Here is a 26,000-nt window from a genome sequence, read left to right on the forward strand (position 1 = left end):
TGAAATTAAGTCCCCCGCGGCCGATGGGGTCGTATGGTCGAGACAAACGTCGGCGGCACCGACCGGAAAGGCCGCGCACTGTTGGCGGTCGTCCTGACGGTCGTCGCCGTCGCCACGCTTCGAAAGGGGAACCGGAAGACTGGACTGCTCGCGGGGATCGGCGCGCTCGCGTTCGGATTCAACGCCACGACCTGTTTCTGTGGGCTGAACGCGGCGCTCGGCATCGACACGTCCGAGGAGTAGGCCAGAGGAGAGGTCGGTACATTCTTCCGCGTCGGTCCCGCACATCCCGAACATGACCGAGTTTACCGTCAGTGGTCGATGGCAGGCCCGAGATGGGTGGGAATCGTTCGAGAAGACCCTCGACGCCGAAAACGAGGACGTCGCGGTCGAACACACCTACGCCGAGTTCGGCTCCAAGCACGGCCTCAAGCGCACACAGGTCGAAATCAGTGAGGTGGCCCAATGAGCCTCGGTGGCGGCGGTGGCGGCGGCGGCCAGCTCCAGCAGCTCGCCGAAGAGATCCAGGCTCTCGAAGAGGAGAAGGAAGCCCTCGAAGCCGAGATCGAGGATCTCCAGGCCGAACAGACCGAGATTGACGAGGCCATCGAGGCCATCCAGACGCTGGACACGGGCGAGACAGTCCAGGTGCCGCTGGGCGGCGACGCGTACGTCCGCGCCGAGATCCAGGACATCGACGAGATCATCGTCTCGCTGGGCGGCGGCTACGCGGCCGAGCGCGACCAGAACGACGCCGTCGACACCCTGGAGAACAAGAAAGACACTCTCGACGACCGGATCGAGGACATCCGCGAGGAGATCAGCGAGGTCGAGGCCGAGAGCGACGAACTCGAGGAGAAGGCTCAGCAGATGCAACAACAGCAGATGCAACAGCAGATGGCCCAGATGCAAGAGCAGGAAGGCGGCGACGAGTAAGGGGCCATGTTCGACGGACTGAAAGACAAGCTCAACAGCTTCAAAGAGAACGTCGAGGAAGAGGCTGAACCGGTCGAGGAGGCCGAGGACGCCGACGCCGAGACGGAACCCGCGGACGCCGAGGAACCGGCCGAGGAGACCGAAGCGGCCGAACCCGAGACGGATGCAGAGCCAGCCGACTCCGAGTCCGAGCCCGAATCCGAGGCCGACGCGGACGACAGCGGGAGCGACCGCGGGCTGATGGAGCGAGCGAAACTCGCAGCCACGGGCAAGGAGGTCATCGAGGAAGACGACCTCGAAGGCCCGCTCGAAGAGCTGGAGCTGGCCCTGCTCTCCTCGGACGTGGAGATGAGCGTCGCCCAGGAGATCCTGCGGGGCATCCGTGAGAACCTGATCGGCGAGACGCGCTCGAAGGTCAAGACGACGGGGCTGGTCGTCGAGGAGGCGCTGCGTGACGCGCTGATCGACGTGATCAGCGTCGGGCAGTTCGACTTCGAGCAGCGAATCGCCGAGGCCGACAAACCCGTCTCGATCATCTTCACGGGCGTCAACGGCGTCGGGAAGACGACGACCATCGCCAAGCTTTCCCAGTGGCTCGACGAGCGGGGCTACTCGACGGTGCTGGCCAACGGCGACACCTACCGGGCCGGCGCGAACGAACAGCTCCAGCAACACGCCGACGCCCTGGACGAACGGCTGATCTCTCACGAGCAGGGCTCGGACCCGGCGGCGGTCATCTACGACGCCGTCGAGTACGCCGAGGCCAACGACGTGGACGTGGTGCTGGGCGATACGGCCGGTCGGCTCCACACCAGCAACGACCTGATGGACCAACTGGAGAAGATCGACCGCGTGATCGACCCGGACATGACGATCTTCGTCGACGAGGCGGTGGCGGGACAGGACGCCGTCAACCGCGCCCGGGAGTTCGACGACGCGGCCGCCATCGACGGCGCGGTCCTCACCAAGGCCGACGCCGACCCGCAGGGTGGTGCGGCCATCTCGATCGCCCAGGTCACGGGCAAACCGATCCTGTTCCTGGGGACCGGGCAGGACTACGACGACCTCGAACCGTTCGATCCCGCGGTCATCGTCGACCGCCTGCTCGGCCACGACGACGAGGAACCGGGGCCCGACGAAGCCGCGGCGTAGCTGTCCGTTTCTCTCTACTCGCCGGTCGCGGCCGCTGGATCGGCGTCGTGCCGCCAGTACGACAGGAGCGCGTAGCCTCCGGCCGCGAGCAGGAGGCAGCCGCCGAGGCCGAGGACCGCCAGCCCGGGCTCCAGTTCGACGGTCACGGCGTCGCCCGCCATCTCCGGGCCACTCTCGGCGACACGCCGCTGGATCCGGCTGCGCGTGGCCCGGAACTCCCTGTAGTCGAGGGCCGCGACGGCGGTGACGAGCGTCCCGGTGAGCGCGGTGACGGCGGCCGTCTTCGGCCCGGGTCGGGACCTGACGGCCGCCGCGACCAGGACCGCGAGCGCGAGGACCGCGAGGACGAGCGTGATCGTCCCGTCGCCGTCGAGGCCGGTGACCGTCTGCGTCTCGGGGACGTTGGGCAGGTCCGCCAGCGCCGCGTCGAAACGAACGGTCGCCCACGGAAGGACGGAACCGACCGCGGCGACGACGGCTCCGATACCGGCCAGCAGTACCCAGCGCGGCAACGACACGTCGGTATCCATACGCAGGGTCCTGTTTCCGGCGGGTAAAACCGGTTCCGGAACGGTCGATTACGGTCTTCGATACTCTCCCCACCGCTACCGACAGGACTCCTCGAACGTCTCCGCCTGCGCCCGGAGGAAGCCGATCAGTTCGTCAAGTGGATCGGGAATCTCCGCCGTCGGGTCGACCCCGGTCTCGTACGTGGAGCCGTCGACGGTGAGCGTGACGTGCGGCGTCGGCGTGTCGGTCGGACACGGTTCGTCGCAGTCGTAGTGATCGGCCCACGACGCGGGGTCGGCCGCTGCGACCAGCCGTTCGAGCCGGTCGGCCTCGGTGCGGGTTAGCGCTCCCTCGCGCGGGCCTCCGCTGGCGGTGTCGGTCAGCAACTGTCCACAGTCGTAGATGTAGGTGAGGCGGCCGCTCGGGTCGATATCCAGAGTCTCGCCCCGGCCAGTGTAGCCGCTTCCGTACCGGTAGGTCACGGCCACGTCCATCGACACCGACGGCGGCGCTTCGGTTGCCGACACCGTCGGGGTGGACGATTGGCCGGTCGTGAGCGTGCCGGTCGTCGCAGGCGACCGGTCGGTTCCCGATTCGGTGTCTCCGGCACAGCCGGCGGTCAGCGGCAGGACAGCGGCGAGTGCCCCCACGAACGCACGGCGGTTCATGCTCTCACCGAGTCGCGGTGCGAAAAAAGCCGTTGCGGTGGCTCAAACGTCCCTTTGACTCTCCCGCGGTCGGCGAGCGTGTCCTGACGGTGTGGCGTCGCCGGTGCCCGACAGAAAAAGCCTTTACCGCTTGGCTAGCGTACCTCGGGTAACTAACTATGGTACTCGACGATCTGGGGAGTTCGCTCCGGGGGACGCTCGACGACCTCCGGGGGAAGTCCCGCATCGACGAAGCCGACGTGGAAGACGTCGTCAAGGAGATCCAGCGCTCGCTGTTGCAGGCCGACGTTGACACGAGCCTGGTGATGGAGCTGTCGGACAACATCGAACAGCGGGCGCTGGAGGAGGAACCGCCGAGCAGTACCTCCGCCCGCGACTGGGTCCTCCGTGTCGTCTACGAGGAGATGGTCGACCTGGTGGGCGACTCCACGGAGTTGCCTCTCGAAGAGCAGACGATCCTGCTCGCCGGCCTCTACGGGTCGGGGAAGACGACCACGGCCGCCAAGATGGCGTGGTGGTTCTCGAAGAAGGGGCTGCGCCCCGCGGTCATCCAGACCGACACCGACCGCCCTGGCGCGTACGACCAGGCCAAGCAGATGGCCGACAACGCCGAGGTCGACTTCTACGGCGACCCCGACGAGGACGATCCGGTCGAGATCGCCCAGGCCGGCCTGGAGGAGACCCAGGAGGCCGACGTGCGCATCGTCGACACCGCCGGTCGTGACGGCCTGAACCAGGAACTCATCGAGCAGATCGAGCGCATCGACGACGCCGTCGACCCCGACCGGAACCTGCTCGTGATCGACGCCGCGATGGGCCAGTCCGCGAAGGATCAGGCCCGCGAGTTCGAGGAGGCCATCGGCATCGACGGCGTCGCCATCACGAAACTCGACGGGACGGCGAAAGGTGGCGGCGCGCTGGCGGCCGTCAACGAGACCGGCTCGTCGATCGCCTTCCTCGGGACCGGCGAGACGGTGCAGGACATCGAGCGGTTCGAGCCCTCCGGGTTCATCTCCCGCCTGCTCGGGATGGGCGACCTCAAACAGCTCACCGAGCGCGTCGAGCGCGCGATGGAGGAGACCCAGGACGAGGAGGACTGGGACCCCGAGGACCTGATGGAAGGGGAGTTCACCCTCCGGGATATGCGCCACCAGATGAAGGCCATGGACAACATGGGCCCGCTCGATCAGGTGATGGACATGATCCCCGGCATGGGCGGCGGGCTGATGGACCAGTTGCCCGACAACGCCATGGACGTGACCAAAGACCGGATGCGCTCTTTCGAGGTCATCATGGACTCGATGACCGAGGACGAACTCGAACACCCACGCTCCATCGGCCAGAGCCAGATCAAACGCATCGCGAAGGGCTCGGGGACCAGCGAGGACCGCGTCCGCGAACTGCTCGAACAGCACAAGATGATGGCCAAGACCCTCAATCAGTTCCAGGGCATGGGCGACGCCGACATGGAGCGGATGATGAAACAGATGCAACAGGGCGGCGGCGGTCCCGGCGGCCCCGGCGGCGGCATGGGCGGGATGGGCGGCGGTGGCGGGCCGTTCGGCGACTAAATTTTTACTGCGGGGGAGTTTCCTCGCTCGCGTCGCTCGCTGCGGGAACCCCCCTTGCAAAAATTTAGTACAAAAACCGCCGGACGCGAGCCACCGGCTCGCGTCCGGTACACAGTGCTGGTGTCTCCGCAACCGCAAGTCGCCCTATCCTTCGAACCCGTCCTCCGCGGCTCGTCCCTCGCCGCTCCAGTTTGAGGCGCTCACTGCGTTCGCGCCTCCCTACTCCTCGCGGGCCACTCCGTTCCCCGCTCGGATTTCCGGAGACACTCCCTGCGTCGCCGGCGTGGTCCGGGAGAGCGAAGCTCTCTCGTCCTCACCAGAACGCGGAGCGTTCTGGTTAGCAGCCAGATGCCGACGGCGTCTGGCGACATCACGAAAGGCGCTTCGCGCCTTTCGAACGACTTCGCGCCGGCTGCCCGAGGGATCTTCGATCCCTCGCTGGTCGTGTCTCCCTACTCCTCGAACCGGAACACACCGTCTTCCTGCACCACGTCCCCGTCCACCTCGATCCGGGAGTCCTCGCTCATGTCGACGATCATGTCGACGTGCTGGGCGCTCTGGTTCTGCGTGTTGTCCTCGCCGACGGTCTCCTCGTAGGCGCGACCGACGGCCATGTGGACGGTGTCGCCCATCTTCTCGTCGAACAGCATATTGTAGGTGAACTGGTCGATGTCGCGGTTCATGCCGATCCCGAGTTCGCCCAGCCGTTTCGCGCCGGGATCCGTTTCGAGGATGGACTCCAGTACTTCCGCGTTCTTCTCGGCGTCGTACTCGACGACTTCGCCGTCCTCGAAGACGAGTCGCGCCCCGAGGACCTCCCGGCCGTTCTGGTAGACGGGTTTGTCGAATAGCACTTCGCCCTCGACGGAGTCGGGGACGGGCGCGGTGAACACCTCACCGCCGGGGATGTTGTGGACGTTCGTGTCGTTCAGGGCGTGGTTGCCCGCGATGGACATGGTCACGTCGGTCGTCTCGCCCGAGACGATGCGGACTTCCGCGCCGTCTTCGAGGATCTCGACCATGTGTTCCTGAAATTCTTCCTGGGCGTCCCAGTCTTTCAGGACCGCGTCGTAGACGAAGTTCTCGTAGGCTTCAGTGCTCATCTCGGCCAGTTGGGCGTTGGCTGGCGTGGGGTGCTGGGTGAGCGTCCAGCGGTCGGAGAGTCGTTCGTTCAGGATTGGGCTGTGGGCCTGCTGGTACTCCGCCGTCGTATCGCTGTCCACGTCGTCCATCTCGGTGACGTTCGCGTTGGCCCGGATGACGACGTGGCAGTCGGCTTCCTCGACCAGCGCCTGCTCGTGACCGGGCGTCTCGAACTCCACGTCGGCCTGGTCGGCCGAGCGGAGGTAGCCCCGGATGGCGCGGCCGCTCCGGTTGGTTCGGAGCGTGACGGGGTGGGCACCGCGGTCGCCGGCGAGTTCGTAGAGGGCGACGACCAGGTCGTCGGCGGCCGGCTCGGCCTTGATGACGAGGTTGTCGCCCCCGTCCAGATCGATGGCGTCTGCGAGCACCTGCGCGTGTTCGCGGATGCGTGGGTCCATGCCACGGGGGAGGGCCGGTCGCCGGTAATCGGTTTCGAAAGGGGCGAGGCGCGAGCGCCTCGACAATGCGAGCGGGGAGTGTGAGGTCTTCGACCTCGATTCGACCGGGCTACGGCCGCGAGAACGCGCCGACTCGCGAGGTCGAGGATCCCTCGACAGTCAGCGCGACCAAGCTGGAACGACTACCCGTTCCGTCTCCCTTCGTTCATCCCCTCTTTCACCGCCGTAGCGGTCCGGCGGAAAAACAGGTAGACGAGGAAGACGAACCCGAGCATGACGGCGACCATCCCCCACAGTACCAGATCGGCCATGTCGCCACGTAGCTCACGCGGCGGCAAAGCCCTTTTCCTCGACCCGGCTCACAGCCGGGAAGACGTAACAAAGTTGATGCCCGATGCTATCGTAGCCGGCGAACGATGTCGCTGTTGCCCTCCGAACCCGACACGTCCGCGGCCGAGGAGGCCGAGCCCCGCGTCATCGGCGTCGACTCAGAGGACGCCGACGACGTGCTGTCGGCGCTGACCTCCGAGACGGCCCGGGAAGTCCTGTCGGAACTCCACGACGACCCCGCCCCGCCCGCCGCCCTCTCCGATCGGGTCGACACCTCCCTCCAGAACGTCCAGTATCACCTCAACAATCTGGAAGACGCCGGCGCGATCGAGGTGATCGACACGATCTACTCCGAGAAGGGCCGCGAGATGAACGTCTACGCCCCCGCCGACCGCCCGCTGGTCATCATGGCCGGCGGCGACGACGACGACAAGTCCACCCTCCGGAGCGCCCTCTCGCGCTTTCTCGGCAGTCTCAGCATCGTCGCCCTCGGAAGCCTCGCGATCCAGGCGACCGTCGGCGACGGCGGGTTCCTGAACCCGACCGGGAGTCGAGATTCCGCTGGCTCCGAACCAGGGGCCGCCCCGCCCGCCGGCAACGACACCGGGACCGCGACGGGGACACCCGGAGCGGAGAGCTATCGCTCGACCGACGGCGGCGGCGGTGGTGGCATGGAAGCCGCCGACGTGTCCAGCCAGAACGCCACCGAGACACCCGTAGCCACCCGCCCGGAGACAGCCAGACCCGAGGCCACCGACGGTGGTACCTTCGATACCGCCACCGAAGCCGCGCGAACGGCGACCGAGACGGCGGCGTCGGGGGCCGGCGACGCCGTGGCCGGCGCGCTCTCGCTCCCGCCGGGGCTGCTCTTTTTCCTCGGCGGGGTGACCGCGCTGGCCGTCGTCGCGGGCGTCTGGTACCTCACGGACTGACCGCACCGAATCGCCGGTTCGGTGGGCGATCCGGCCGCCCGCTCTTGCTTTCCACCGTAGCTAAAACGGTCGTTTGACCTTCCGCTGGCTACATTTAAGTGGGGTCTGTAGTGTGTGGTGCGCCCGCTCGCTTCGGCCCTCCCGAGACCTGACTCGTCTCCGACCCCCTCTCCGAAGCTCTGGACTCGTTCGGGCGCATCGCCCTTCTCAGATCGTAAACGTCTCGAAGACGGTGCCGTCCGGGTCGACCAGTCGGCCCTCGACCGCGTCGCCGTCGGGTTCCAGTTCCGCGTGGGCCGGCCGGTACCGGCGGGGCTGGGCGTGACTGCCGGGGTTCAGCAGCGTCACGCCGTCGCCCTCGTGGACGCCGGGGCGGTGGGAGTGGCCGAAGACCACGAGATCGGCGGCTTCCTGCCGACCCAGCAGTGAGAGGGCGGTGTCGGTGTGTTCGTGGCCGTGGACGACCACCAGTCGGAGCCCCTCGTGTTCGACCACTCGCTGGGTCGGCAGGCGGTCCCGCACGGCGGGTCGGTCGTTGTTGCCGACGACGCCGTACAGCCGAGAAGCTTCGGCCTGGAAGGCGTCCAGCACCGACTCGGTCATGAAGTCCCCGGCGTGGACGACGGCGTCGGCCTCGCGGACGGCCTCGCGGGTTCGGCCCGTCAGCCGGTGGCCCTCGCGGCTGTGCGTGTCGGAGACGACGGTGAGCATGCACGCGCGTACGACGGGGCCGGGTAAACCTCCGACGGATCGCGGTGGTGGGGAACTAGTCGGTTCCAGAACAGCTTTGGGTCTGCCGGGGGAGCCGTTCGGTAATGGCAGGCAACAGCAAGGGGGTCGTCATCGCCGCGCTGATCGCCAACGGGGCGATCGCGATACTGAAATTCTTTGGGTATCTGCTGACGCTCAGCCCGGCGATGCTCTCGGAGACGTATCACTCGATCTCCGACACGGGCAACCAGGTGTTCCTGCTGATCGGCATCCGCTACGGGGCACAGGACGCCGATCGTCGCCACCCCTTCGGCTACGGGAAGGCGCAGTTTTTCTACAGCTTCCTCGTCTCCGTCCTCCTCTTTGGCATCGCCGGCTGGGAGTCGGCCAAACACGGCTACGACGCCCTGATGCACGGCACCCACGAGGCCGCTCGCCAGCCGACGATCCCGCTCACCGACATCACGCTCACCTTTCCGCCAGTCTACGTCAACTACGCCGTCTTGATCGGGGCCATCGTCTTCGAGACCTACGCGTTCATCAAGGCCCGCAAGGAACTCAAGCGTCAGATCGACGTGCACGACTGGAGCGGGTACAAGGAGGCCTTCCGGAAGACCTCCGACGTGACTACCCTCACGGCGTTTACCGAGGACTTCATCGCACTCGCGGGCGCGGGCATCGCGCTCTTTGGCATCTACCTCTCGCGGGCGACCGGGAATCCGGTCTTCGACGCGGGCTCGGCGCTCATCATCGGGCTCATGCTGATGGGCTTTGCCATCGCGCTGGCCTGGGAGAACAAACGACTCCTGCTCGGCGAGAGCATGCCGAAAGACGACGAGGCGGAACTCCGCGACCTCATCGCCGGCTGGGACGGCGTCGACGAACTCGTCGACTTTCGGACTGTGTACTTCGGGCCGGGTGAGGTGATGGTCGCCACCGAGGTGGCCTTCGCCGACTCGCTCACTGCCGACGTGCGCCCTGACGTGATCGACGACATCGAGGCTGCCATCCGCGAGGCCGAACCCCACGCCAACCGGATCTACGTCGAACCGGTCGACTGAGCTACCGGAACGCCGCGTACCACGTTTCTGCGTGCATCACTGCGACGACCAGCCGGTCGGCCGTCGGATCGGAGAGCGTCGGACGGAGCGTTTGCTCGGGGCCGCCGCCAGAACTGTACCTGACCGGTGGCCCGCGGCTGGCGACGGCGACCTTTGCGTCTGTGTCCAGTGAGGTGTTTAGCGGTAGGTAGGTCTGCAGTGACTCGTTGTAGACGAACACGGCGAGGCCCTGCTCGCTGGCTCCGCCCGGAAGCGCGGCGGAGTCGTAGCCGACCCTGACGGTCGCGTTCGTGACCTGCCCCTCGATATCCAGGTCGATCAGCGCTGACGCCCGCGACTCGTCGACGTGGTCGCTCCCGACGACCGCGTCGTTCGTGACGGCCTCGACGCTCGCGTCCACGTCGGTCCCGGTCACGCGAAACCGCGTGTCGAGGGCCGCGTGTTCGACGACGACCGTCTCCAGGCCGTCCGATTCGGTCGTCCGGAGGTCGGTCAGCCAGTCGGGCTCGTCGACTGTCGTCTCCCCGACGTTCGAGAGGTCGAACCAGCGCGAGACCAGCAGGCCCTCACCGGGCCGGTCGCTCTCCGGCGGGACGTACTCCCCGCTCGTGTAGTTGTGGATCTGGCCGCGCTCGTCCACGACTGCCCGACGATAGGGGAGCGTCTGGTCGGCAGTCTCGTAGTCGTAGCCGGTGGTGAGGACGTATCGGGTCTCGCCGTCCCGCTGGATCGTGTCCGTCACCGTCAGCGATTCGACACCGACCAGCGCCTGCCGGCCCGTGGGCACCGCGGTCCGGTTGGGCTGGGCGACCGTCTTCGTCACCGGCCCGTCCTCGAACCGGACGTACTCGCGACCCTCGCGGGCGTACAGCGCCGCGGCCTCGCCGCGGCGCGGGTGGTACTGGAAGCGTTCGATCTCGAACAGTCCGTCGTCGGCCCGGAGGCGCGTCGAGGCCTGCTCGCGTGCGCCGGAGGCCAGTCCGTAGCCCGACCGGAACGCGTAGCTCTCGTTCGCCAGCGCGGTCTCGTGGGCCCGCACCAGCGCGGACGCCTCGACCTCCGCGCCGACCGACAGGGTTAGGTTCGTCGTCTCGGTCGGTTCGCCGTCGCCATTCGCGGGTGTCGCCGTCGGGGTTCCATCCTCGGCCGTCGGTGTCGGGCCGCCCGGGCCGCCCGAACAGCCCGCCAGCGCGACCAGCGCCAGACAGCACGCGACCAGCAGTCTCCGGTCCATGGACTGTCACAACGAGCACGGGAAAATCAGTGCTGTGGACGGCGAGACTTTTTGTCCGGGAACGAACAAGGGGGCAGTGTGTCGAGCGACGGAGACGACGCTGGCTACGTCCGGTTTTTCCCCTACGAGGAGCCCTACGACCACCAGCGCGACGCGATGGACCGCATCTACGACGCGCTGGGCGAGGGGTCGGACGTGCTCTTCGAGGGGGCGACCGGAACGGGCAAGACCCTGGCCGCGCTGGTGCCGGCCCTGGAGTACGCCCGCGAGGAAGACAAGACGGTCGTCATCACGACGAACGTCCACCAGCAGATGCGCCAGTTCGTCCACGAGGCCCGCGCTATCACCGAACAGGAGCCGATCCGAGCGGTCGTCTTCCGCGGGAAGGGCTCGATGTGTCACATCGACGTGGGCTACGAGGAGTGTCAGGCGTTGCGGGACACCACCCGCGAAATCGTCGACAAAGAGCAGGATCTGGCCGAACTGAACGAACGCGAGGAGACCCTGCTGGCGGACAGTCAGGCCGGGAGCGACGAGGCCGCCGAGGCCCGCGGGGCAGTGCTGGAGGAACTCGAGGGCGTAGAGGACGAACTCGAAGACCTTCGCGAGACGGGCAACACCTGCGACTACTACTATCAGAACCTCACCGGAAACACGGACGAGTTCTACCAGTGGTTGTTCGCGGACGTACGCGACCCCGACGACATCTACGAGTACGCCGAGATGGAGGGCTTTTGCGGGTACGAACTCCTCAAGGAGGGGATGGAGGGCGTCGACCTGGTGGTCTGTAACTACCACCACTTGCTCGATCCGGGCATCCGCGAGCACTTCTTCCGGTGGCTCGGGCGTGACCCCGAGGACGTGATCACGGTCTTCGACGAGGCCCACAACGTCGAGGACGCGGCCCGGGACCACGCGACCCGCACACTGACCGAGACCACGCTCGACAGCGCGCTGGACGAACTGGCCGAACAGGACGACCCCGCGGCCGAGGCCGCACAGAACGTCGTCCGGGCGTTCCGATCCGCACTGGTCGAGACCTACGACGACGCGCTGGGCTTTGGCGAACGCGAGCGGATCGAGGAGAACTGGGCGGACCTATCAATCACCAACGAGGACGGCCGCGACGATCTGACGATCAACTTCCTGCAGGCCTACACCGGACCGGGCTACGACGTGGACCTCCAGGCCGCGCTGAAGTTCGGCCGGGCCTTAGACGAGCAGTACGAGGAGGCCTACAAGAACGGCGAGGCCAGCACGCGACAGGAGTGCCAGACCCTGCAGGCCGTGCAGTTCGTCACCGCCTGGATGGACGAGGGCGACACGCAGGGTCACTACCCGGTCGTGAGCGTCCGCCGGGACGAGCAACGCGGCGACGTGTACGGTCGGGCGGAACTCTACCGGTGTATCCCCCAGGAGGTGACCCGCTCGCTGTTCGACGAACTCCACGCCAGCGTCCTGATGAGTGCGACCCTGCGCCCCTTCGAGGTCACCGAGGACGTGCTGGGGCTCGACGACCCCGAGACGATGGCCTACGGCGCGCAGTTCCCCGAGGAGCGTCGGCGGACCTACGCCGTCGAAGCGCCCGCGCTGTTTTCGAGCGAGCGCGACGACCCCGCGGTGCAGAACACCGTGACGGACGTGCTGGAGGACGCCATCAGGTTCACGCCGGGCAACACGCTCGCGTTCTTCCCGAGCTACAGCGAGGCCGAGCGCTACCACGACCGGGTCCAGGCCGACGCCGAGTGGTTCCTCGATAAACCCGCCACGAGCGCCAAAGAGCTCCGCGAAGCGTTTACCGACAGCGAGAACGGCGTCCTCTTCACCTCGCTGTGGGGCACGCTCACTGAAGGAGTGAGCTTCGACGACGGCGACGCTCGGACGGTGGTCGTCGTGGGCGTGCCCTATCCCCACCTCGACGACCGGATGGACGCCGTACAGGAGGCCTACGACCGGACCTTCGGCGATGGCGGTGGCGAGTGGATGGGTACGGAGGACGCGGGCTGGGCCTACGCCGTCGAGATTCCGACCGTTCGCAAGACCCGGCAGGCCCTGGGCCGGGTGGTACGCTCGCCCGAAGATTTCGGCGCGCGCGTGCTGGTGGACAAACGCTACACGATGGTCGGTGAGCAGGAACTGGGTAACTACACGGTCCGGGAGACGTTTCCGCCGGAGGAGCGGGCGGAGATGATCGACATCGGCCCCGAGAAGCTGAAGTTCTCGATGCTGAACTTCTACGGCGACATGGACGCCTGGGACGGGGCGCCGCCGAAACCGTAGTGTGGCGACGAACACGTCGGTTTAATGCTCTCCAGCGTCAAGGTCTCGCAATCGGATGACTGACGACCGTGACGCCGATCGGGCGCTGTTCGCCGCCGCGCCGGACGGTATGGCCGTGGTGGACCCCGAGACTGGCCAGTTCCGCGACGCGAACGAGCGGTTCTGCGAGTTGCACGGCTACGCGCGGTCGTCGCTACTCGACCGCTCCGTCGGCGTGCTCACCGCGTCCGACCGGTCGTCACCCGACGACTTGCTGGATCGGCTCCGGGAGGCGGACGACGGCGAGCGGTTCGCCTGGCGGACCGAACACGCCGACGGGACGGCGATGCCGGTCGAGGTGGCGGTCGCACGTGTCGGGGACGACGAGCGGTTGCTCGTTCGCGTGGCCGAACGGACCGACGCCCGGGACCAGCAGGCGGAACTCGACGTGAAGACCCGGGCGATGGACGAGGCCCCGGTCGGGATCACGATCACCGGGCCCGTCGACGCGGACACCCCGCTGATCTACGTCAACGACGAGTTCCTTGACCTCACGGGCTATGAACGGTCAGAGGTGCTCGGTCGGAACTGCCGGTTTCTGCAGGGCGAGGGCACGACCGAGGAACCCGTCGCCAGGCTCCGCGAGGCGATCGACGCCGAGGAGCCGGTGACTGTCGAGCTCCGCAACTACCGCCGCGACGGCGAGCGGTTCTGGAACCGCGTCACCGTCGCGCCCGTCCGGGACGACGGGGTCGTCACTAACTACGTCGGTTTCCAGCAGGACATCACCGAACGCAAGCGACAGGAACGCGAACTGGAGCGGTACCGGCGGCTGTTCGACCGGCTTCCGGTCGGCGTCTTCCGGGCCAGAGACGGCGGCGAGGGCGCGTTCGTCGACGCAAACGCGGCGCTCGTGTCGATGTTTCGGGCGGAATCGAAAGACGACCTGCTCGGTCGGTCGGTGGACGAACTGTACCTCGACTCCGCGGAACAGACTGCCCTCGCCGAGCAACTCCGCGAGACCGGCGAAGTCGTCGAGCAGGAGTTGCAGTTCCGCCGACTGGACGGCGAGCGGTTCTGGGGTGCCGTCACCGCCGTGCTGGTCGAGGAGGGTGACGAGGTCTATCTGGACGGTGTCGTCCACGACATCACGAGACGCAAACGGTACCGCCGCCGCCTCGAAGACCAGCGCGACGGGCTCGAGATCCTGAACGAGGTCGTCCGGCACGACATCCGGAACGATCTGCAGTTGATAATCGGGCACGCCGAACGCCTCGAAGCGTCTCTCGACGAGGAGGACGTTCCGGGCCTGTCGGCTATCATCGGGAGCGCCAACAACGCCGTCTCACTCACGCGCACGGCGCGTGTCCTCGCCGAGACGATGCTCCGGACGGACGCGGAGCCCGAACCCATCGCGCTCCGCCCGCTACTGGAAGACCAGGTCGCGGAGGCCGCATCGGCACACGAGGCGGCGTCGATCTCCGTCGAGGGCGACGTTCCGGACGTTCGAGTCCTCGCCGACGAGATGCTCGCGTCCGTGTTCCGGAACCTGCTGAACAACGCGGTCCAGCACAACGACACCGACAGCCCGACGGTGACGGTGTCGATAACCGAGACGGCCGACCGGGTCCGCGTCCACGTCGCGGACGACGGCCCCGGTGTTCCCGACGACCGCAAGGACACAGTCTTCGGCAAGGGCGAGAAGGGGCTCGACAGCAACGGGACCGGCATCGGGCTGTACCTGGTCTACACGCTGGTCGACCAGTACGGCGGCGAGGTTCGGATCGACGACCGCGAGGCGCGAAGCGCCTCTGGCAGCCGGACGCAGTCCGGCGACGCCGACCCGCGGGGTGCCGTGTTCACCGTCGAACTCCCGCTGGCGTAGCTACGCCGGCAAGGAGACGCCGCTGACCTGTGTGATGCGCTCGGAGTCCCAGAAAACGAGCTCGTCGACGGTCCACTCGATGGGGTCGATCTCCCGGGCCTGCAGTTGCTCGGCGGCAACCGGGTCACCGCCGCGGGCGATGGTGACGTGAGGGCTGTAGCCCTCCCCTTCGATGTCGTCGACGGGGTCGAACACCGCACAGAGGTCCTCGTGGAGCGCCCGGAGGCCGGGGCTCTCGACGTTCAGGTAGACCACGGGGGAGCTACCGACGGGTGCCTCCTCGAAGATCTCGATCCCGGTGATCCGGGCGTCGAACGGTGTCGTGCCGGCGAGTGCCTCCCGCGTCCGGGCTTCGAGGCGGGCGTACTCGCTCGGGCCGTCGCCGCCGAGTCGCTTGACGCCCAGCGTGTGCCGACCGCGGTCGCGGGTGTGTGCGGTCGGCAGTTCCGTCGCTAGCTCGCCCGCGAGGGCGGCGACCGACGACGGGACCGGAACGTTCAGACTGTACACGTGTGTCTCCACTGATTGTCCAGGCGGTCAAAGGACTGCTGGTCGCGACCGCTCAGAAGTTCGCGATGAACAACAGTCCGCCCGCGACGAACCCCAGCAGGATCAACAACAGCGGAAACACCGGAATCTTGATCCCCCAGTAGCCAGCCAACCCCTGGAAGATGACCATCAACTGGAGTAACCCCAGCCCCAGGAAGATAAAGAGGTTTCTGACCTTCGTCGCCGTGACTCGGCCCTCGCTGGCCGTCGTAACTTGCCCCTCGCCCATATCGGTGATATCTACCGGTTTCAGCTTAAAACCAATGGTTCGACAGGCGACAGGCCCGGTCGGTCAGATGCGGTCGAGCAGAAAGAGGACGATGAGAGCGAGGATCACGAGCGCGAGCAGGGGGCCGAGCAGGCCGAAGACGAAGCCGACGACTTCTTCGACGAGTTCGACGGCCAGCAAGACGATCACGAGCACCAGTACGATCTTGAGCAGGTCGTCGGTGTCGAGCGCGGCACGGAGGTTCATGTCAGGGACTGCGCGCGACGGCGGCAAAGGGGTTGTGGCCGTCCCAGCCCGGTGGCATCCGACGAGCGGTCGCGCGCCGGCGTCCCCGAGATGTGTCATCGCGGGTCACGGGAACGGAATCTCGGAAGGTTTTAATACGAATCTCCGGTAGTGGCGGGTACATGACACGGACCTGCGGAACCGGTTCGCCTGCGTGCGGGACCGGCGGGTCCGTTCACCGTTTCCCGCGACCGCGATTTTTCCGACGACGGGGCCGTTAGGCCCACCTCATTCCCACTTCACTCTACGGTCGTTTCGTCTCGAACCGCCCACTGACTGGTTCCGGGCGGTCCGCACTACACCGCGATTCACACCACACACATGCCAGAACCCGACGACACCGAAGGAACGGTCGCGCTCGCCTTCTCGGGCGGGCTCGACACGACAGTCTGTGTACCGCTGCTGAAAGAAGAGTACGGCTACGACGACGTGATCGGCGTCACCGTCGACGTGGGCCAACCCGCCGAGGAGTTCGAGGAGGCCGAAGAGACCGCCGATGCGCTCGGTCTCGATCACTACGTGGTCGACGCGAAAGCCGAGTTCGCCGACCTCTGTCTGGACGCCGTCAAGGCCAACGCGACGTATCAGGGCTACCCCCTGGGGACCGCGCTGGCGCGCCCGGTCATCGCCACGGCGATCCTCGAAGTCGCCGAGGAGCAGGGCTGTACCGCGCTGGCCCACGGCTGTACCGGCAAGGGCAACGACCAGCTCCGCTTCGAGACGGTCTGGCGCGACTCGGATCTGAACGTCCACGCGCCCGTTCGCGAACTCGGCCTCACCCGCGAGTGGGAACAGGAGTACGCGAAGGAGAAGGACCTGCCTGTCGAGGGCGGCGACGGCGGCCGCTGGAGCATCGACACGAACCTCTGGAGCCGCTCGGTCGAGGGCTCGGAACTGGAAGACCCCAGTCACGTCCCCGGCGACGAGATCTACGACTGGACAGAGAGTCCCAGCGGCAAAGAGGCCGAACTGGTCGACATCGAGTTCGAGCAGGGCGAGGTCGTCGCCGTCGACGGCGAGGAGCTGAATCCCGTCGAGATCATCGAACAGCTGAACGAGCAGGCCGGCGCGCACGGCATCGGTCGTACGGACACGATGGAAGACCGGATGCTCGGCCTGAAAGTGCGGGAAAACTACGAACACCCCGCGGCCACCGTCCTGCTGGCGGCCCACGAGGCGCTCGAAGGACTGGTGCTCACCAAGGAAGAACGCAGTTTCAAGCAAGGCATCGATCAGGAGTGGGCCGAGAAGGGCTACCAGGGCCTCGTCAAGGCACCGCTCTTCCGCGCGCTCGAAGGCTTCATCGAGGAGACCCAGACACGCGTCACCGGCACCGTCACGGTGAAACTCGAAGGCGGGCAGGCCCGCCCGGTCGCTCGCGAGAGCGAGTACGCCTGCTACGCGGAAGGACAGGCATCCTTCAACACGGAAGCGGTCACCGACGACATCGAACAGGCCGACGCCACCGGCGTCGCGAAGTACCACGGCTTCCAGGAGCGCCTGGCGAACAAGGTCAGCGAGTCCGTCGACAGCGCGGCCGCCGAGGCCGTGACGGACGGGGGTCCCGCGAGCGACGCGAGTGGGACGTCGTCGGACGGAAGCGGCGAGACAGAGACCGACGAGTAAACCCATGACCGAGGAACCCACCGACGACGCGAACGCCGACGCTTCCGGCGACACCGTCGGAGCAAGCTCCGACGAGCCCCCGGTCGCTGACGCTCCCGGGGATGTCGTCCGTCGGGACCGCTTCAGCGGCGGCCCCGCCCGTGGGTTCCTCTCCTCGCTCGCCGCGGACGAGCGCATCTTCGCCGCGGACCTCGCCGTGGATCGCGCCCACGTCGTGATGCTCGCCGAGCAGGGCATAATCGACGCCGACGACGCGGGTGCGATCCTCACGGCGCTCGACGAGATCGAGGACGCGGGCCACGCCGCACTGCCCGAGGGGGAGGACGTGCACGCCGCCATCGAGACGGCAGTGATCGAGCGCGTCGGCCCCGAGGGCGGGCGGATGCACACCGCGCGCTCGCGCAACGACGAGGTGGCGGCCTGTATCCGTTACCGCCTGCGCGAGGATCTGCTCGACGCCGTCGAGACCGTCGTCGGGGCCCGCGAGCAACTGCTCGACGCGGCCGACGAGCACGCGGAGACGCTGATGCCCGGGTTCACCCACCTCCAGTACGCCCAGCCGACGACGGTGGGCCACTACCTGCTCTCCTACGAGCGGGCGCTGGCCCGTGACACCGAGCGGTTGCTCGACGCCTACGCGCGGACGAACCGCTCGCCGCTGGGCGGGGCGGCCTTCGCCGGGACGCCCTTCGACATCGACCGCGAGCGGACCGCGGAGTTGCTGGGGTTCGATTCAGTACTCGGGAACTCGATGGACGCGGCGTCGGCGCGGGACAACCTGTTGGAGGCGACGACGGCGCTGGCGAACCTGGCGACGACGCTGTCGGGCCTTTCCGAGGATCTCGTGATCTTCGCCAACGACGGGTACGTCGACCTCTCGGACGATTACTCCTCGACATCGTCGATCATGCCCCAGAAGAAGAACCCGGACACGCTGGAACTGGTCCGCGCTCGCGCGGGCGACGCCCACAGCGCGGTGTCGGGCCTGTTGACGACGCTGAAGGGGCTCCCTCGCGCGTACAACCGCGACCTCCAGCGGGCGGGGCAGTACGGCTGGGAGTCGGTCGACGCGGTGATCGAGGCCACCGAAGTCGCGGCCGGTGCGGTCGCCACGGCGGAGTGGAACGCGGACCTGCTGGCCGCGGAGGCCGGTGCGGGCTTCTCGACGGCGACGGGCGTCGCGGACCTGCTGGCGATGGAAGGACTGCCCTTCCGGACGGCCCACGAACTCGTGGCCCACGCCGCGGAGCAGGCCGCCGACCCCGACTACGAGACGCTGGACGCGGCGGCCGAGGCGGTGCTTGGCGATTCGCTGTCGGCCTACGTCGATCGCGCGGCCGTCGAGGACGCCCTCGATCCCGCGGCGAGCGTGGCGAGCCGGGACTCGGTCGGCGGCCCCGCGCCCGCGGCGGTGGCCGACCAACTGGAATCGGCGCGGGGCGACCTCGACGCCGACCGCGAGGCACTGGCCGACGAGCGGACTGCGCTGGCCGACGCCGACGACCGACTCCGCGCGGAGGTGGCCGGCTATGTCTGAGTCCCGACCCGTTCGGCTGCGACGCGAACACCCGCGAGGCCGGGGCACAGCGGCCCCCGCACCGCGACCGCGATCCCCGCGAGGGGACGAATTACCAGAACCATGATACAGGATTCATGAAATGCCGCAAAAGTCGACCTTTCCACGGTTAGACGGCACTTTACGTCGTTAATTCTTCCCGACAAGTCCGAAGGTTTTAAGTGGTAACGAGCGTGACTTGCAGGTACCAATGACGGAATGCATCGAGTGTGGGGCCGAGGTTACCCTGCACGACGACCTGGAAGTGGGAGAGATCGTCGACTGTTCGACCTGCGGTGCGGAACTGGAAGTCGTCGACACCGACCCCGTCGAGCTGGACTCGGCACCCGAGCTCGAAGAGGACTGGGGCGAGTGAGTCAGCGTTCGGCCGCGCGGCGGGCCCGTCGCCGGCCGGTGATACCATGAATTTCGGCATACTCTACTCGCGCATCCGCAAAGACGAGAAACTCCTCCTCTCGGAGCTTCGCGACCGGGATCACGAGGTCACGAAGATCGACGTCCGCAAACAGCAGTTCGGACTGTCCGAGCCGCCTGCCGACTTCGAGGGCGTCGACCTCGTGGTCGATCGGTGTCTCGCGACCAGCCGGAGCGTCTACGCCACGCAGTTCGTGGACGCCTACGATATCCCCGTCGTCAACCACCCCGACACCGCCGGGGTGTGCGCCGACAAGGCCAAAAACAGCCTCGCGCTGGTCGAGAACGCGGTCCCCACGCCCGAGACGACCGTCGCGTTCACCAAGGACGCGGCCATGGAGGCCATCGAGGAGTTCGGCTACCCCTGCGTCCTCAAGCCCGTCGTGGGCTCGTGGGGTCGCCTGATGGCCAAGATCGACAGCCGGACGGCCGCCGAGGCCATCCTCGAACACAAGGAGACGCTGGGTCACTACGAGCACAAGGTGTTCTACGTCCAGGAGTACGTCGAGAAGGGCGGCGAGGACATCCGTGTGCTCGCGACCGACGGTGAACCCGTCGCCGCGATGGTCCGCTCGTCGGACCACTGGATCACCAACGCCGCCAAGGGGGCCGAAACCGACCAGTTCGGCCTCGACGACGAGGCGCTCGACCTGGTCGAACGCGCCTCCGACGCCGTGGGCGGCGGCCTGCTCGGCGTCGACCTCATGGGGACTGGCGAGGGGTACACCGTCCACGAGGTCAACCACAACGTCGAGTTCAAGGCTTTGAACGAGGCGACCGACGTGGACGTGCCCGCCCGCGTCGTGGACTGGCTGGAGACGAAGGCACAACAGGAGGTGAGCGCCTGATGAGTACGGATGCCTCCCTCACTGCGTCGGTCGTCGGCGGCACCGGCTTCACCGGCGGGGAACTCCTGCGGTTGCTCGCAGGCCACCCCGAGTTCGAGATCGTTCAGGCGACGAGTCGCTCGAAGACCAACAAGACGGTCGGCCACCAGCACCCGAACCTGCGGGACCTGGACCTGCGCTTCTCCGAGCCCGACGACCTCGAATCGGTCGACGTGCTGTTCGCCGCGACGCCCCACGGCGTCACGATGGAGCGGATCGACGAGTTCCGCGACGCCGCCGGGACCGTCGTCGACCTGTCGGCGGACTTCCGGCTCGACACCGAAGCCCAGTACGAGGAGTGGTACGACGGTCACAGTCGGCCCGAACTCCTCGAAAAGGCCGAGTACGCCCTGCCCGAGTTGAACCGTGAGAACCTCGAAGGAGCCGAAATCGTCGCCTCCGGCGGCTGTAACGCCACCGCGACGATCCTCGGACTCCTGCCCCTGTTCGAGCAAGGGGTACTGGACGGCGACGAGCAGATCGTCGTCGACGTGAAGGTCGGGTCCTCGGAGGGCGGTGCCGGCGGCGGGGAGGCCTCCAGCCACCCCGAGCGCTCCGGCGTCGTCCGCCCCTACGCGCCCACCGGTCACCGCCACGAGGCCGAGATCCAGCAGTTCCTCGGCGTCGACGTGTCCTTCACCGTCCACGCGGTGGAGATGATCCGCGGCGCGAGCGCGACCTGTCACGTGTTCCCCAACGGCCCCATCTCGAAGGGCGATCTGTGGGGAGCGTACCGCAGCCAGTACGAGGACGAACCGTTCGTCGAACTCGTCGCGGGCGGCGGTGGCGTCTATCGCTACCCCGAGCCCAAGGCCGTCGCGGGGACGAACAAGGCCGAAGTCGGCTTCGAACTCGACCCCGGAAACAAACGGCTGGTCGTGTTCTCGGCCATCGACAATATGATGAAGGGGTCGGCCGGTCAGGCCGTCCACGCCGCAAACGTCGCCCTGGGGCTGGAGGAGACGGCGGGCCTCGACATTCGGGGTCTGCACCCCGTGGGCTCCCCGTAGCAACTGGAGAGGTATTTTCGTAATGACTACAGTTATCAAAGTCGGCGGCGCTCGCGCGGTCGATCCCGCGGGTGCCCTTTCGGATATCGCAACGCTCGACGACGACGGCGAGGACGTGGCGGTCGTCCACGGCGGGTCGACCGCCGTCGACGACACGCTGGAGCGACTCGGCATCGAACCGGAGTACGTCGAGACGCCCAGCGGTGTGGTCGGTCGGTTCACCGACGCGGAGACGATGGAGGTGTTCGAGATGGTCTTTGGCCACCTCAACACCCAACTGGTCGCGGGCCTGCAGAGCCTCGACGTGGACGCCGTCGGTCTCAACGGCGTCGACGGAAAGCTCCTGTACGGCCCCCGGAAGTCGGCGGTCCGTGTCGTCGAGGACGGCAAGAAGAAGATCAAACGGGGCGACCACTCCGGGACCATCAAGCAGGTCAACGGCGACCTGCTCGAATCGCTCCTGCGTGATGGATACGTTCCGGTTGCCGCGCCGCCGATGGCCGGCGCAGACGAGGGGCGCGAGGCGCGGAGTGCGTCGGACAGCGCGAGCGGCGACGAGCCGGGAGCGGAGATCGTTCCCGTCAACACCGACGCCGACCGCTCGGCGGCGGCGATTTCGGGCGAACTCGGCGGAACGCTCGTCCTGCTGACCGACGTGGAAGGCGTCTACGAGGATCCCGACGACCCCGAGTCGCTGATCGAGGCCGTCGAGACGAGCGAGGAGTGGACGGCACTGGAAGACGCCGCCGAGGGCTTCATGGGTCGGAAGATCATGGCGGCCGAGGAGGCGCTGGACGCGGGGGCCGACGAGGTCGTGATCGCGGACGCCAACGCCGACGAGCCGATCCTCTCGGCGCTGGACGGCGGCGGGACACACCTGTATCAGGAGGCACTACAATGACTGGATTCGTCTTCAACGAGAAACCCATACAGATCGAACGCGGCGAGGGAGCGTACCTCTACGGATCGGACGGCACCGAGTACCTCGACATGGGGGCCAGTTACGCCTGCGTCCCGCTGGGGCACGACCACCCGGCGGTCCAGTCGGCCGTCCGCGACCAGTTGGACGACCTGACCTACGTGCAGGCGTCCTATCCCGTCGAGACCCGGACGCGGCTGTACGACCTGCTGGCCGAGACTGCGCCCGGCGACATCGACTACACGTGGCTCTGTAACTCGGGCACGGAGGCCAACGAGGCGGCGCTGAAGTTCGCCCGCTCGGCCACCGGCGACTCGAAGATCGTCGCGACGATGCAGGGCTTCCACGGCCGGACGATGGGCGCGCTGGCGACCACGTGGAAGGACAAGTACAAGAAACCCTACGAGCCCCTGATCGGCGACGTGGAGTTCGTGCCCTACGACGACCCCGAGGCGATGGCCGAGGCCGTCGACGAGGAGACGGCGGCGGTCATCGTCGAACCCGTCCAGGGCGAGGGCGGGATCAACCCCGCCAGCGACGCGTTCCTCCAGCGGACCCGCGAGGTCACCGCCGACGCCGGTGCGGCGCTGATCTTCGACGAGGTCCAGACCGGGATGGGCCGCACGGGCAGCCTGTGGGCCTCGGCGGAGGCCGACGTGGTGCCCGACATGATAACGAGCGCCAAGGGGCTCGGGAACGGCCTCCCCATCGGCGCGACGCTGTGTCGCGAGTGGATCGCCGAGAACTACGGCTCCCACGCTTCGACGTTCTCGGGTGGCCCCGTGATCTCGGCGGCCGCCGAGGCGACCGTCGAGACGATCCTCGACGACGGGGTCACCGAGAACGCGGCCCGTATCGGCTCGTACATCCAGGATCGGCTCGACGACGAACTCGGCGACGACGTGCGCGAGGTCCGGGGCGAGGGCCTGATGATCGGCGTCGAGGTCGGCCGCGGGGCCAACCGCGTGCTCAAAGAGTTGGCGCTGAACCACGGTGTGCTGGCGCTGCCGGCGGGACGGACGGTCGTACGGCTGCTCCCGCCGCTGACGATCACCGAGGACCACGCCGACGAGGTGGTCGACGCGCTCGTCGCCACCATCGGGGAGGGCGACGCATGAGTGGCACCCAGTTCACCAGCCAGAGCAGTATCGACGTGGACGGGGAGGCCCGGCAGTTGCTCGTCGACCTCGTTTCGACGCCGTCGGTGTCGGGCGAGGAGCGCCGCTGTGCGGAGGTGCTGGTCTCCTATTTCGAGGGCCACGACCGCGAGGCCTGGATCGACGAGGTGGGCAACGTCCGTGCGCCCGCCGCCGACGGCGTCCTCCTGACCTCACACATCGACACCGTCCCCGGCGACATCCCCGTCGAGATTAGCGGGGCCGAAGCCGGCGACGAGGAGGCCCTCTGGGGTCGGGGTAGCGTCGACGCGAAGGGGCCGCTGGCGGCGATGGCCGTGGCCGCGGTCCGGACCGGAGCCTCGTTCGTCGGCGTCGTCGGCGAGGAGGTCGACTCTCGTGGCAGCCGCTACCTGATCGAGGACCGGGAGTCGGCACCCGACGCCGTGATCAACGGCGAACCCTCCGGCTGGGAGGGGATCACGCTCGGCTACCGCGGTCTGGTGGCCGGCACCTACGTGGCGACCAGCGAGTCGGGCCACACCTCCCGCCCGGAGAACAACGCCGTGCAGGACGCGATCGCCTGGTGGAGCAACGTCGAGGACGAGTTCGCCACCGACGAGTGGGAGGCCGTCTTCGAGCGCGTGACTCCCAAACCCACGAAGATCGAGGGTGGACTCACCGACGACGGGCTCTCGGTCGAGGCGACGATGGAAGTGCAGTTGCGCGTGCCGCCGAGCATGAACACCGCCGAGGTCATCGAAATCACCGAGGGACATCTGGACGTGGCCGACCGGGTCCACTGGAAGGACAAGGTCGAGCCCGTGATGATGTCGCCCCGGACGGACGTGGCGCGGGCGTTCCGTGCGGCCATCCGACAGACGGGGGGTGATCCCCGTCTGCTCCGGAAGACCGGCACAAGCGATATGAACGTGTACGCACAGGCGTGGGACTGTCCCATGGTTACCTACGGTCCCGGCGACTCCGACCTCGATCACGCGCCCAACGAACACCTCGAACTCGCGGAGTACGACCGCTCGGTCGAGGTACTGGAGACGGTCGCCCAGCGGCTGATGGAGGAGTAGACATGGTGCGCGCACTTCTGGACGTCGACGACCTGACCGGCGACGAACTGACGACGGTTCTCGACCGGGCCGCAGAGCTGAAGGCGGCCGACGACGGCCGGCAACCGCTGGTCGATCAGACGCTGGGTATGATCTTCGAGAAACCATCGACCCGGACGCGGGTCTCCTTCGAGACCGGGATGACACAGCTCGGGGGCCACGCCATCTTCCTGGGGCCGGACGACATCCACCTCGGGCACGGTGAGCCGATCAAGGACACGGCCCGCGCGGTCTCGCGGTACGTCGATTTCATCATGGCGCGGGTGTTCGATCACGCGGACGTGGTGGAACTGGGCGAGTTCGCTACCGTCCCGGTGATAAACGGGTTGACCGACGACGCCCACCCCTGCCAGACGCTGGCGGATCTGCTGACGATCCGCGAGCGGTTCGGCGGGTTCGACGTGGACGTGGCCTGGGTCGGCGACGGCAACAACGTCGCCCAGTCGTTCGTCCTCGGCGCGGCGATGGCCGGTATCGACCTGACCGTCGCCACGCCCGAGGGCTACGGCATCGACGACGACGTGCTAAAGCGGGCGGCGGGACTCGGCAGCGAACCCGAGACCACCCACGACCCCGAGGCGGCCGTCGAAGACGCCGATGTGGTCTACACCGACGTGTGGGTGAGCATGGGTCAGGAAGACCGGCGCGAGCAGAAACTGGCCGACTTCGAGGGGTTCCAGGTGACCACCGACCTGCTCGGGGACCGGCCGCTGATGCACTGCCTGCCAGCCCATCGCGGCGAGGAGGTCACGGACGAAGCGCTGGAGAGCGAGAATTCGATCGTCTGGGATCAGGCGGAGAATCGGATGCACGCCCAGAACGGCCTGCTGGTGTGGCTTGGTGAGCAAGCGTAGCAGCGGCCACGAACGGAGTGAGTGGCCGCTTTTTCGCCCACGTTTTTGCGGCGAGTGGTGCGCGCAGCGCACCCGAGGCGGAAAAAGGTGGAGGCGGAGAACCGGATGCACGCCCAGAACGGGCTGTTGGTGTGGCTGTCCGAGCAAGGATAGCATCGGCCACGAGCGGAGCGAGTGGCCGCTTTTTCGCCCACGTTTTTCAAGGAGTGGTCGCGCGAAGCGCGACCCGACGCAGAAAAAGGTGGAGGTGGCGAACCGGATGCACGCCCAGAACGGCCTGCTGGTGTGGCTTGGTGAGCAAGCGTAGCACCGGCGAGTGACTGGCGGAAACGCCGCTTTCCCTGAATCGGTATTCGGACGTGCGGGATCGGAGCGGCCGCACTACACCAACCCACGAGACGAACAGGAGCATGAAGATGAGTTCGACGCTCGGGAGCGACACGAGGGCGACCCGTCCAGTCCAGATCAGCCAATCGAGTGCGCCGGCCGCCGTGAGTACGAAGAGTGCGACGGGAACGGGCCCCGGTGCAGGGATGTCGGTTACCCGCGGGACCATGCCGCCAGTTCGTGTCGAACGGATCATCAATCTGGCGTCCCAGCCCGTCGATGGGCGGATCGGGGA

The 26,000-nt window shown here is 67.3% G+C and carries 28 protein-coding genes; 18 read left to right on the plus strand and 10 right to left on the minus strand.

Annotated features, from left to right (window positions below):
* The first annotated feature begins 33 nt into the window (after positions 1-33).
* The 4 genes from BMX17_RS04490 to ftsY are packed head-to-tail and all read left to right on the plus strand — an operon-like array spanning position 34 to position 2,088.
* A complete protein-coding gene (locus BMX17_RS04490; protein WP_092658095.1) occupies positions 34-243 on the plus strand; it encodes a YgaP-like transmembrane domain in 210 nt (69 codons plus the stop codon).
* 52 nt (positions 244-295) lie between these two features.
* Positions 296-469, plus strand: coding sequence for a 50S ribosomal protein L18Ae (gene rpl18a / locus BMX17_RS04495; RefSeq protein WP_092658097.1), 174 nt, complete (start codon positions 296-298; stop codon positions 467-469).
* Positions 466-936 carry a prefoldin subunit alpha gene (gene pfdA / locus BMX17_RS04500; protein WP_092658099.1) on the plus strand — a complete coding sequence of 157 codons (471 nt, stop codon included), beginning with the start codon at positions 466-468 and terminating at the stop codon, positions 934-936. Before rpl18a ends, pfdA begins: the two co-directional genes overlap by 4 nt.
* 6 nt (positions 937-942) lie before the next feature.
* Positions 943-2,088 carry a signal recognition particle-docking protein FtsY gene (gene ftsY, locus BMX17_RS04505; protein ID WP_092658101.1) on the plus strand — a complete coding sequence of 382 codons (1,146 nt, stop codon included), beginning with the start codon at positions 943-945 and terminating at the stop codon, positions 2,086-2,088.
* 14 nt (positions 2,089-2,102) lie between these two features.
* On the opposite strand, the gene BMX17_RS04510 is transcribed toward ftsY, so the two are convergent.
* Together BMX17_RS04510 and BMX17_RS04515 are read right to left on the minus strand one after the other, a co-directional pair.
* Complete coding sequence (locus tag BMX17_RS04510; RefSeq protein ID WP_092658103.1) at positions 2,103-2,618, minus strand: Trp biosynthesis-associated membrane protein; 516 nt, start codon at positions 2,616-2,618, stop codon at positions 2,103-2,105.
* A gap of 75 nt (positions 2,619-2,693) precedes the next feature.
* Positions 2,694-3,266 (minus strand): hypothetical protein, encoded by a 573-nt coding sequence (locus BMX17_RS04515; RefSeq protein ID WP_092658105.1) that lies wholly within the window; start codon positions 3,264-3,266, stop codon positions 2,694-2,696.
* 158 nt (positions 3,267-3,424) lie between these two features.
* Here BMX17_RS04515 and BMX17_RS04520 point away from each other — a divergent pair, with 158 nt between their 5' ends.
* Positions 3,425-4,837: a signal recognition particle protein Srp54 gene (locus BMX17_RS04520; protein WP_092658107.1), complete on the plus strand. Its 1,413-nt coding sequence runs from the start codon at positions 3,425-3,427 to the stop codon at positions 4,835-4,837.
* Between the two features lie 452 nt (positions 4,838-5,289).
* On the opposite strand, the gene BMX17_RS04525 is transcribed toward BMX17_RS04520, so the two are convergent.
* Together BMX17_RS04525 and BMX17_RS27240 are read right to left on the minus strand one after the other, a co-directional pair.
* Positions 5,290-6,378 (minus strand): aminopeptidase, encoded by a 1,089-nt coding sequence (locus BMX17_RS04525; RefSeq protein ID WP_092658109.1) that lies wholly within the window; start codon positions 6,376-6,378, stop codon positions 5,290-5,292.
* 182 nt (positions 6,379-6,560) lie between these two features.
* Positions 6,561-6,689, minus strand: coding sequence for a DUF7859 family protein (locus tag BMX17_RS27240; protein ID WP_280141356.1), 129 nt, complete (start codon positions 6,687-6,689; stop codon positions 6,561-6,563).
* 105 nt (positions 6,690-6,794) lie between these two features.
* Here BMX17_RS27240 and BMX17_RS04530 point away from each other — a divergent pair, with 105 nt between their 5' ends.
* Positions 6,795-7,640, plus strand: a complete 846-nt coding sequence (locus tag BMX17_RS04530) for an ArsR/SmtB family transcription factor (protein ID WP_092658111.1) — start codon at positions 6,795-6,797, stop codon at positions 7,638-7,640.
* A 207-nt stretch (positions 7,641-7,847) separates the two neighbouring features.
* Here BMX17_RS04530 and BMX17_RS04535 read toward each other — a convergent pair whose 3' ends face one another.
* Positions 7,848-8,351 (minus strand): metallophosphoesterase, encoded by a 504-nt coding sequence (locus BMX17_RS04535; protein WP_092658113.1) that lies wholly within the window; start codon positions 8,349-8,351, stop codon positions 7,848-7,850.
* Positions 8,352-8,455: 104 nt separating this feature from the next.
* Between BMX17_RS04535 and BMX17_RS04540 the strand changes: the two genes are divergently transcribed.
* Positions 8,456-9,412 carry a cation diffusion facilitator family transporter gene (locus tag BMX17_RS04540; protein WP_092658115.1) on the plus strand — a complete coding sequence of 319 codons (957 nt, stop codon included), beginning with the start codon at positions 8,456-8,458 and terminating at the stop codon, positions 9,410-9,412.
* A gap of 1 nt (position 9,413) precedes the next feature.
* Here the strand turns inward: BMX17_RS04540 and BMX17_RS04545 are convergent, their stop codons facing one another.
* Positions 9,414-10,646 carry a hypothetical protein gene (locus BMX17_RS04545; RefSeq protein WP_092658117.1) on the minus strand — a complete coding sequence of 411 codons (1,233 nt, stop codon included), beginning with the start codon at positions 10,644-10,646 and terminating at the stop codon, positions 9,414-9,416.
* A 78-nt stretch (positions 10,647-10,724) separates the two neighbouring features.
* On the opposite strand from BMX17_RS04545, the gene BMX17_RS04550 reads away from it, so the two are divergent.
* Together BMX17_RS04550 and BMX17_RS04555 are read left to right on the plus strand one after the other, a co-directional pair.
* The gene (locus BMX17_RS04550) at positions 10,725-12,926 is read left to right on the plus strand and encodes an ATP-dependent DNA helicase (RefSeq protein WP_092658119.1); all 2,202 of its coding nucleotides are present in this window, start codon (positions 10,725-10,727) and stop codon (positions 12,924-12,926) included.
* 55 nt (positions 12,927-12,981) lie between these two features.
* On the plus strand, positions 12,982-14,790 hold the full coding sequence (locus BMX17_RS04555) for a PAS domain S-box protein (RefSeq protein WP_092658121.1): 1,809 nt from the start codon (positions 12,982-12,984) through the stop codon (positions 14,788-14,790).
* Here BMX17_RS04555 and BMX17_RS04560 read toward each other — a convergent pair whose 3' ends face one another.
* The 3 genes from BMX17_RS04560 to BMX17_RS04570 all read right to left on the minus strand — a co-directional run bounded on the left by BMX17_RS04560 (position 14,791) and on the right by BMX17_RS04570 (position 15,814).
* A complete protein-coding gene (locus BMX17_RS04560) occupies positions 14,791-15,312 on the minus strand; it encodes a 2'-5' RNA ligase family protein (protein WP_244514932.1) in 522 nt (173 codons plus the stop codon).
* 40 nt (positions 15,313-15,352) lie between these two features.
* Positions 15,353-15,568: a hypothetical protein gene (locus BMX17_RS04565; RefSeq protein ID WP_092658123.1), complete on the minus strand. Its 216-nt coding sequence runs from the start codon at positions 15,566-15,568 to the stop codon at positions 15,353-15,355.
* A 63-nt stretch (positions 15,569-15,631) separates the two neighbouring features.
* Positions 15,632-15,814 (minus strand): DUF7554 family protein, encoded by a 183-nt coding sequence (locus tag BMX17_RS04570; RefSeq protein ID WP_092658125.1) that lies wholly within the window; start codon positions 15,812-15,814, stop codon positions 15,632-15,634.
* A gap of 360 nt (positions 15,815-16,174) precedes the next feature.
* Here BMX17_RS04570 and BMX17_RS04575 point away from each other — a divergent pair, with 360 nt between their 5' ends.
* From BMX17_RS04575 to argF, 9 genes are all read left to right on the plus strand, one after another.
* Positions 16,175-17,479, plus strand: a complete 1,305-nt coding sequence (locus BMX17_RS04575) for an argininosuccinate synthase (protein WP_092658127.1) — start codon at positions 16,175-16,177, stop codon at positions 17,477-17,479.
* A gap of 4 nt (positions 17,480-17,483) precedes the next feature.
* Positions 17,484-19,016 carry an argininosuccinate lyase gene (gene argH, locus BMX17_RS04580; RefSeq protein WP_092658129.1) on the plus strand — a complete coding sequence of 511 codons (1,533 nt, stop codon included), beginning with the start codon at positions 17,484-17,486 and terminating at the stop codon, positions 19,014-19,016.
* A gap of 229 nt (positions 19,017-19,245) precedes the next feature.
* On the plus strand, positions 19,246-19,410 hold the full coding sequence (gene lysW, locus BMX17_RS04585) for a lysine biosynthesis protein LysW (RefSeq protein ID WP_092658131.1): 165 nt from the start codon (positions 19,246-19,248) through the stop codon (positions 19,408-19,410).
* A 46-nt stretch (positions 19,411-19,456) separates the two neighbouring features.
* A complete protein-coding gene (gene lysX / locus BMX17_RS04590; protein WP_092658133.1) occupies positions 19,457-20,317 on the plus strand; it encodes a lysine biosynthesis protein LysX in 861 nt (286 codons plus the stop codon).
* Positions 20,317-21,366 (plus strand): N-acetyl-gamma-glutamyl-phosphate reductase, encoded by a 1,050-nt coding sequence (gene argC, locus BMX17_RS04595; protein ID WP_092658135.1) that lies wholly within the window; start codon positions 20,317-20,319, stop codon positions 21,364-21,366. Before lysX ends, argC begins: the two co-directional genes overlap by 1 nt.
* A 22-nt stretch (positions 21,367-21,388) precedes the next feature.
* Positions 21,389-22,267: an acetylglutamate/acetylaminoadipate kinase gene (locus BMX17_RS04600; protein WP_092658137.1), complete on the plus strand. Its 879-nt coding sequence runs from the start codon at positions 21,389-21,391 to the stop codon at positions 22,265-22,267.
* A complete protein-coding gene (locus BMX17_RS04605) occupies positions 22,264-23,403 on the plus strand; it encodes an aspartate aminotransferase family protein (RefSeq protein WP_092658139.1) in 1,140 nt (379 codons plus the stop codon). The genes BMX17_RS04600 and BMX17_RS04605 overlap by 4 nt, the downstream gene beginning before the upstream one ends.
* Entirely contained in the window at positions 23,400-24,485 is a 1,086-nt protein-coding gene (locus BMX17_RS04610) for a [LysW]-lysine hydrolase (protein ID WP_092658141.1), read from the plus strand. The genes BMX17_RS04605 and BMX17_RS04610 overlap by 4 nt, the downstream gene beginning before the upstream one ends.
* Positions 24,486-24,487: 2 nt before the next feature.
* Positions 24,488-25,378, plus strand: coding sequence for an ornithine carbamoyltransferase (gene argF, locus BMX17_RS04615; RefSeq protein ID WP_092658143.1), 891 nt, complete (start codon positions 24,488-24,490; stop codon positions 25,376-25,378).
* 199 nt (positions 25,379-25,577) lie between these two features.
* On the opposite strand, the gene BMX17_RS04620 is transcribed toward argF, so the two are convergent.
* A complete protein-coding gene (locus BMX17_RS04620; protein WP_092658145.1) occupies positions 25,578-25,934 on the minus strand; it encodes a hypothetical protein in 357 nt (118 codons plus the stop codon).
* Between the last annotated feature and the right edge of the window lie 66 nt (positions 25,935-26,000).

This window comes from Halorientalis persicus, assembly GCF_900110215.1.
Classification (GTDB): Archaea; Halobacteriota; Halobacteria; order Halobacteriales; family Haloarculaceae; genus Halorientalis; species Halorientalis persica.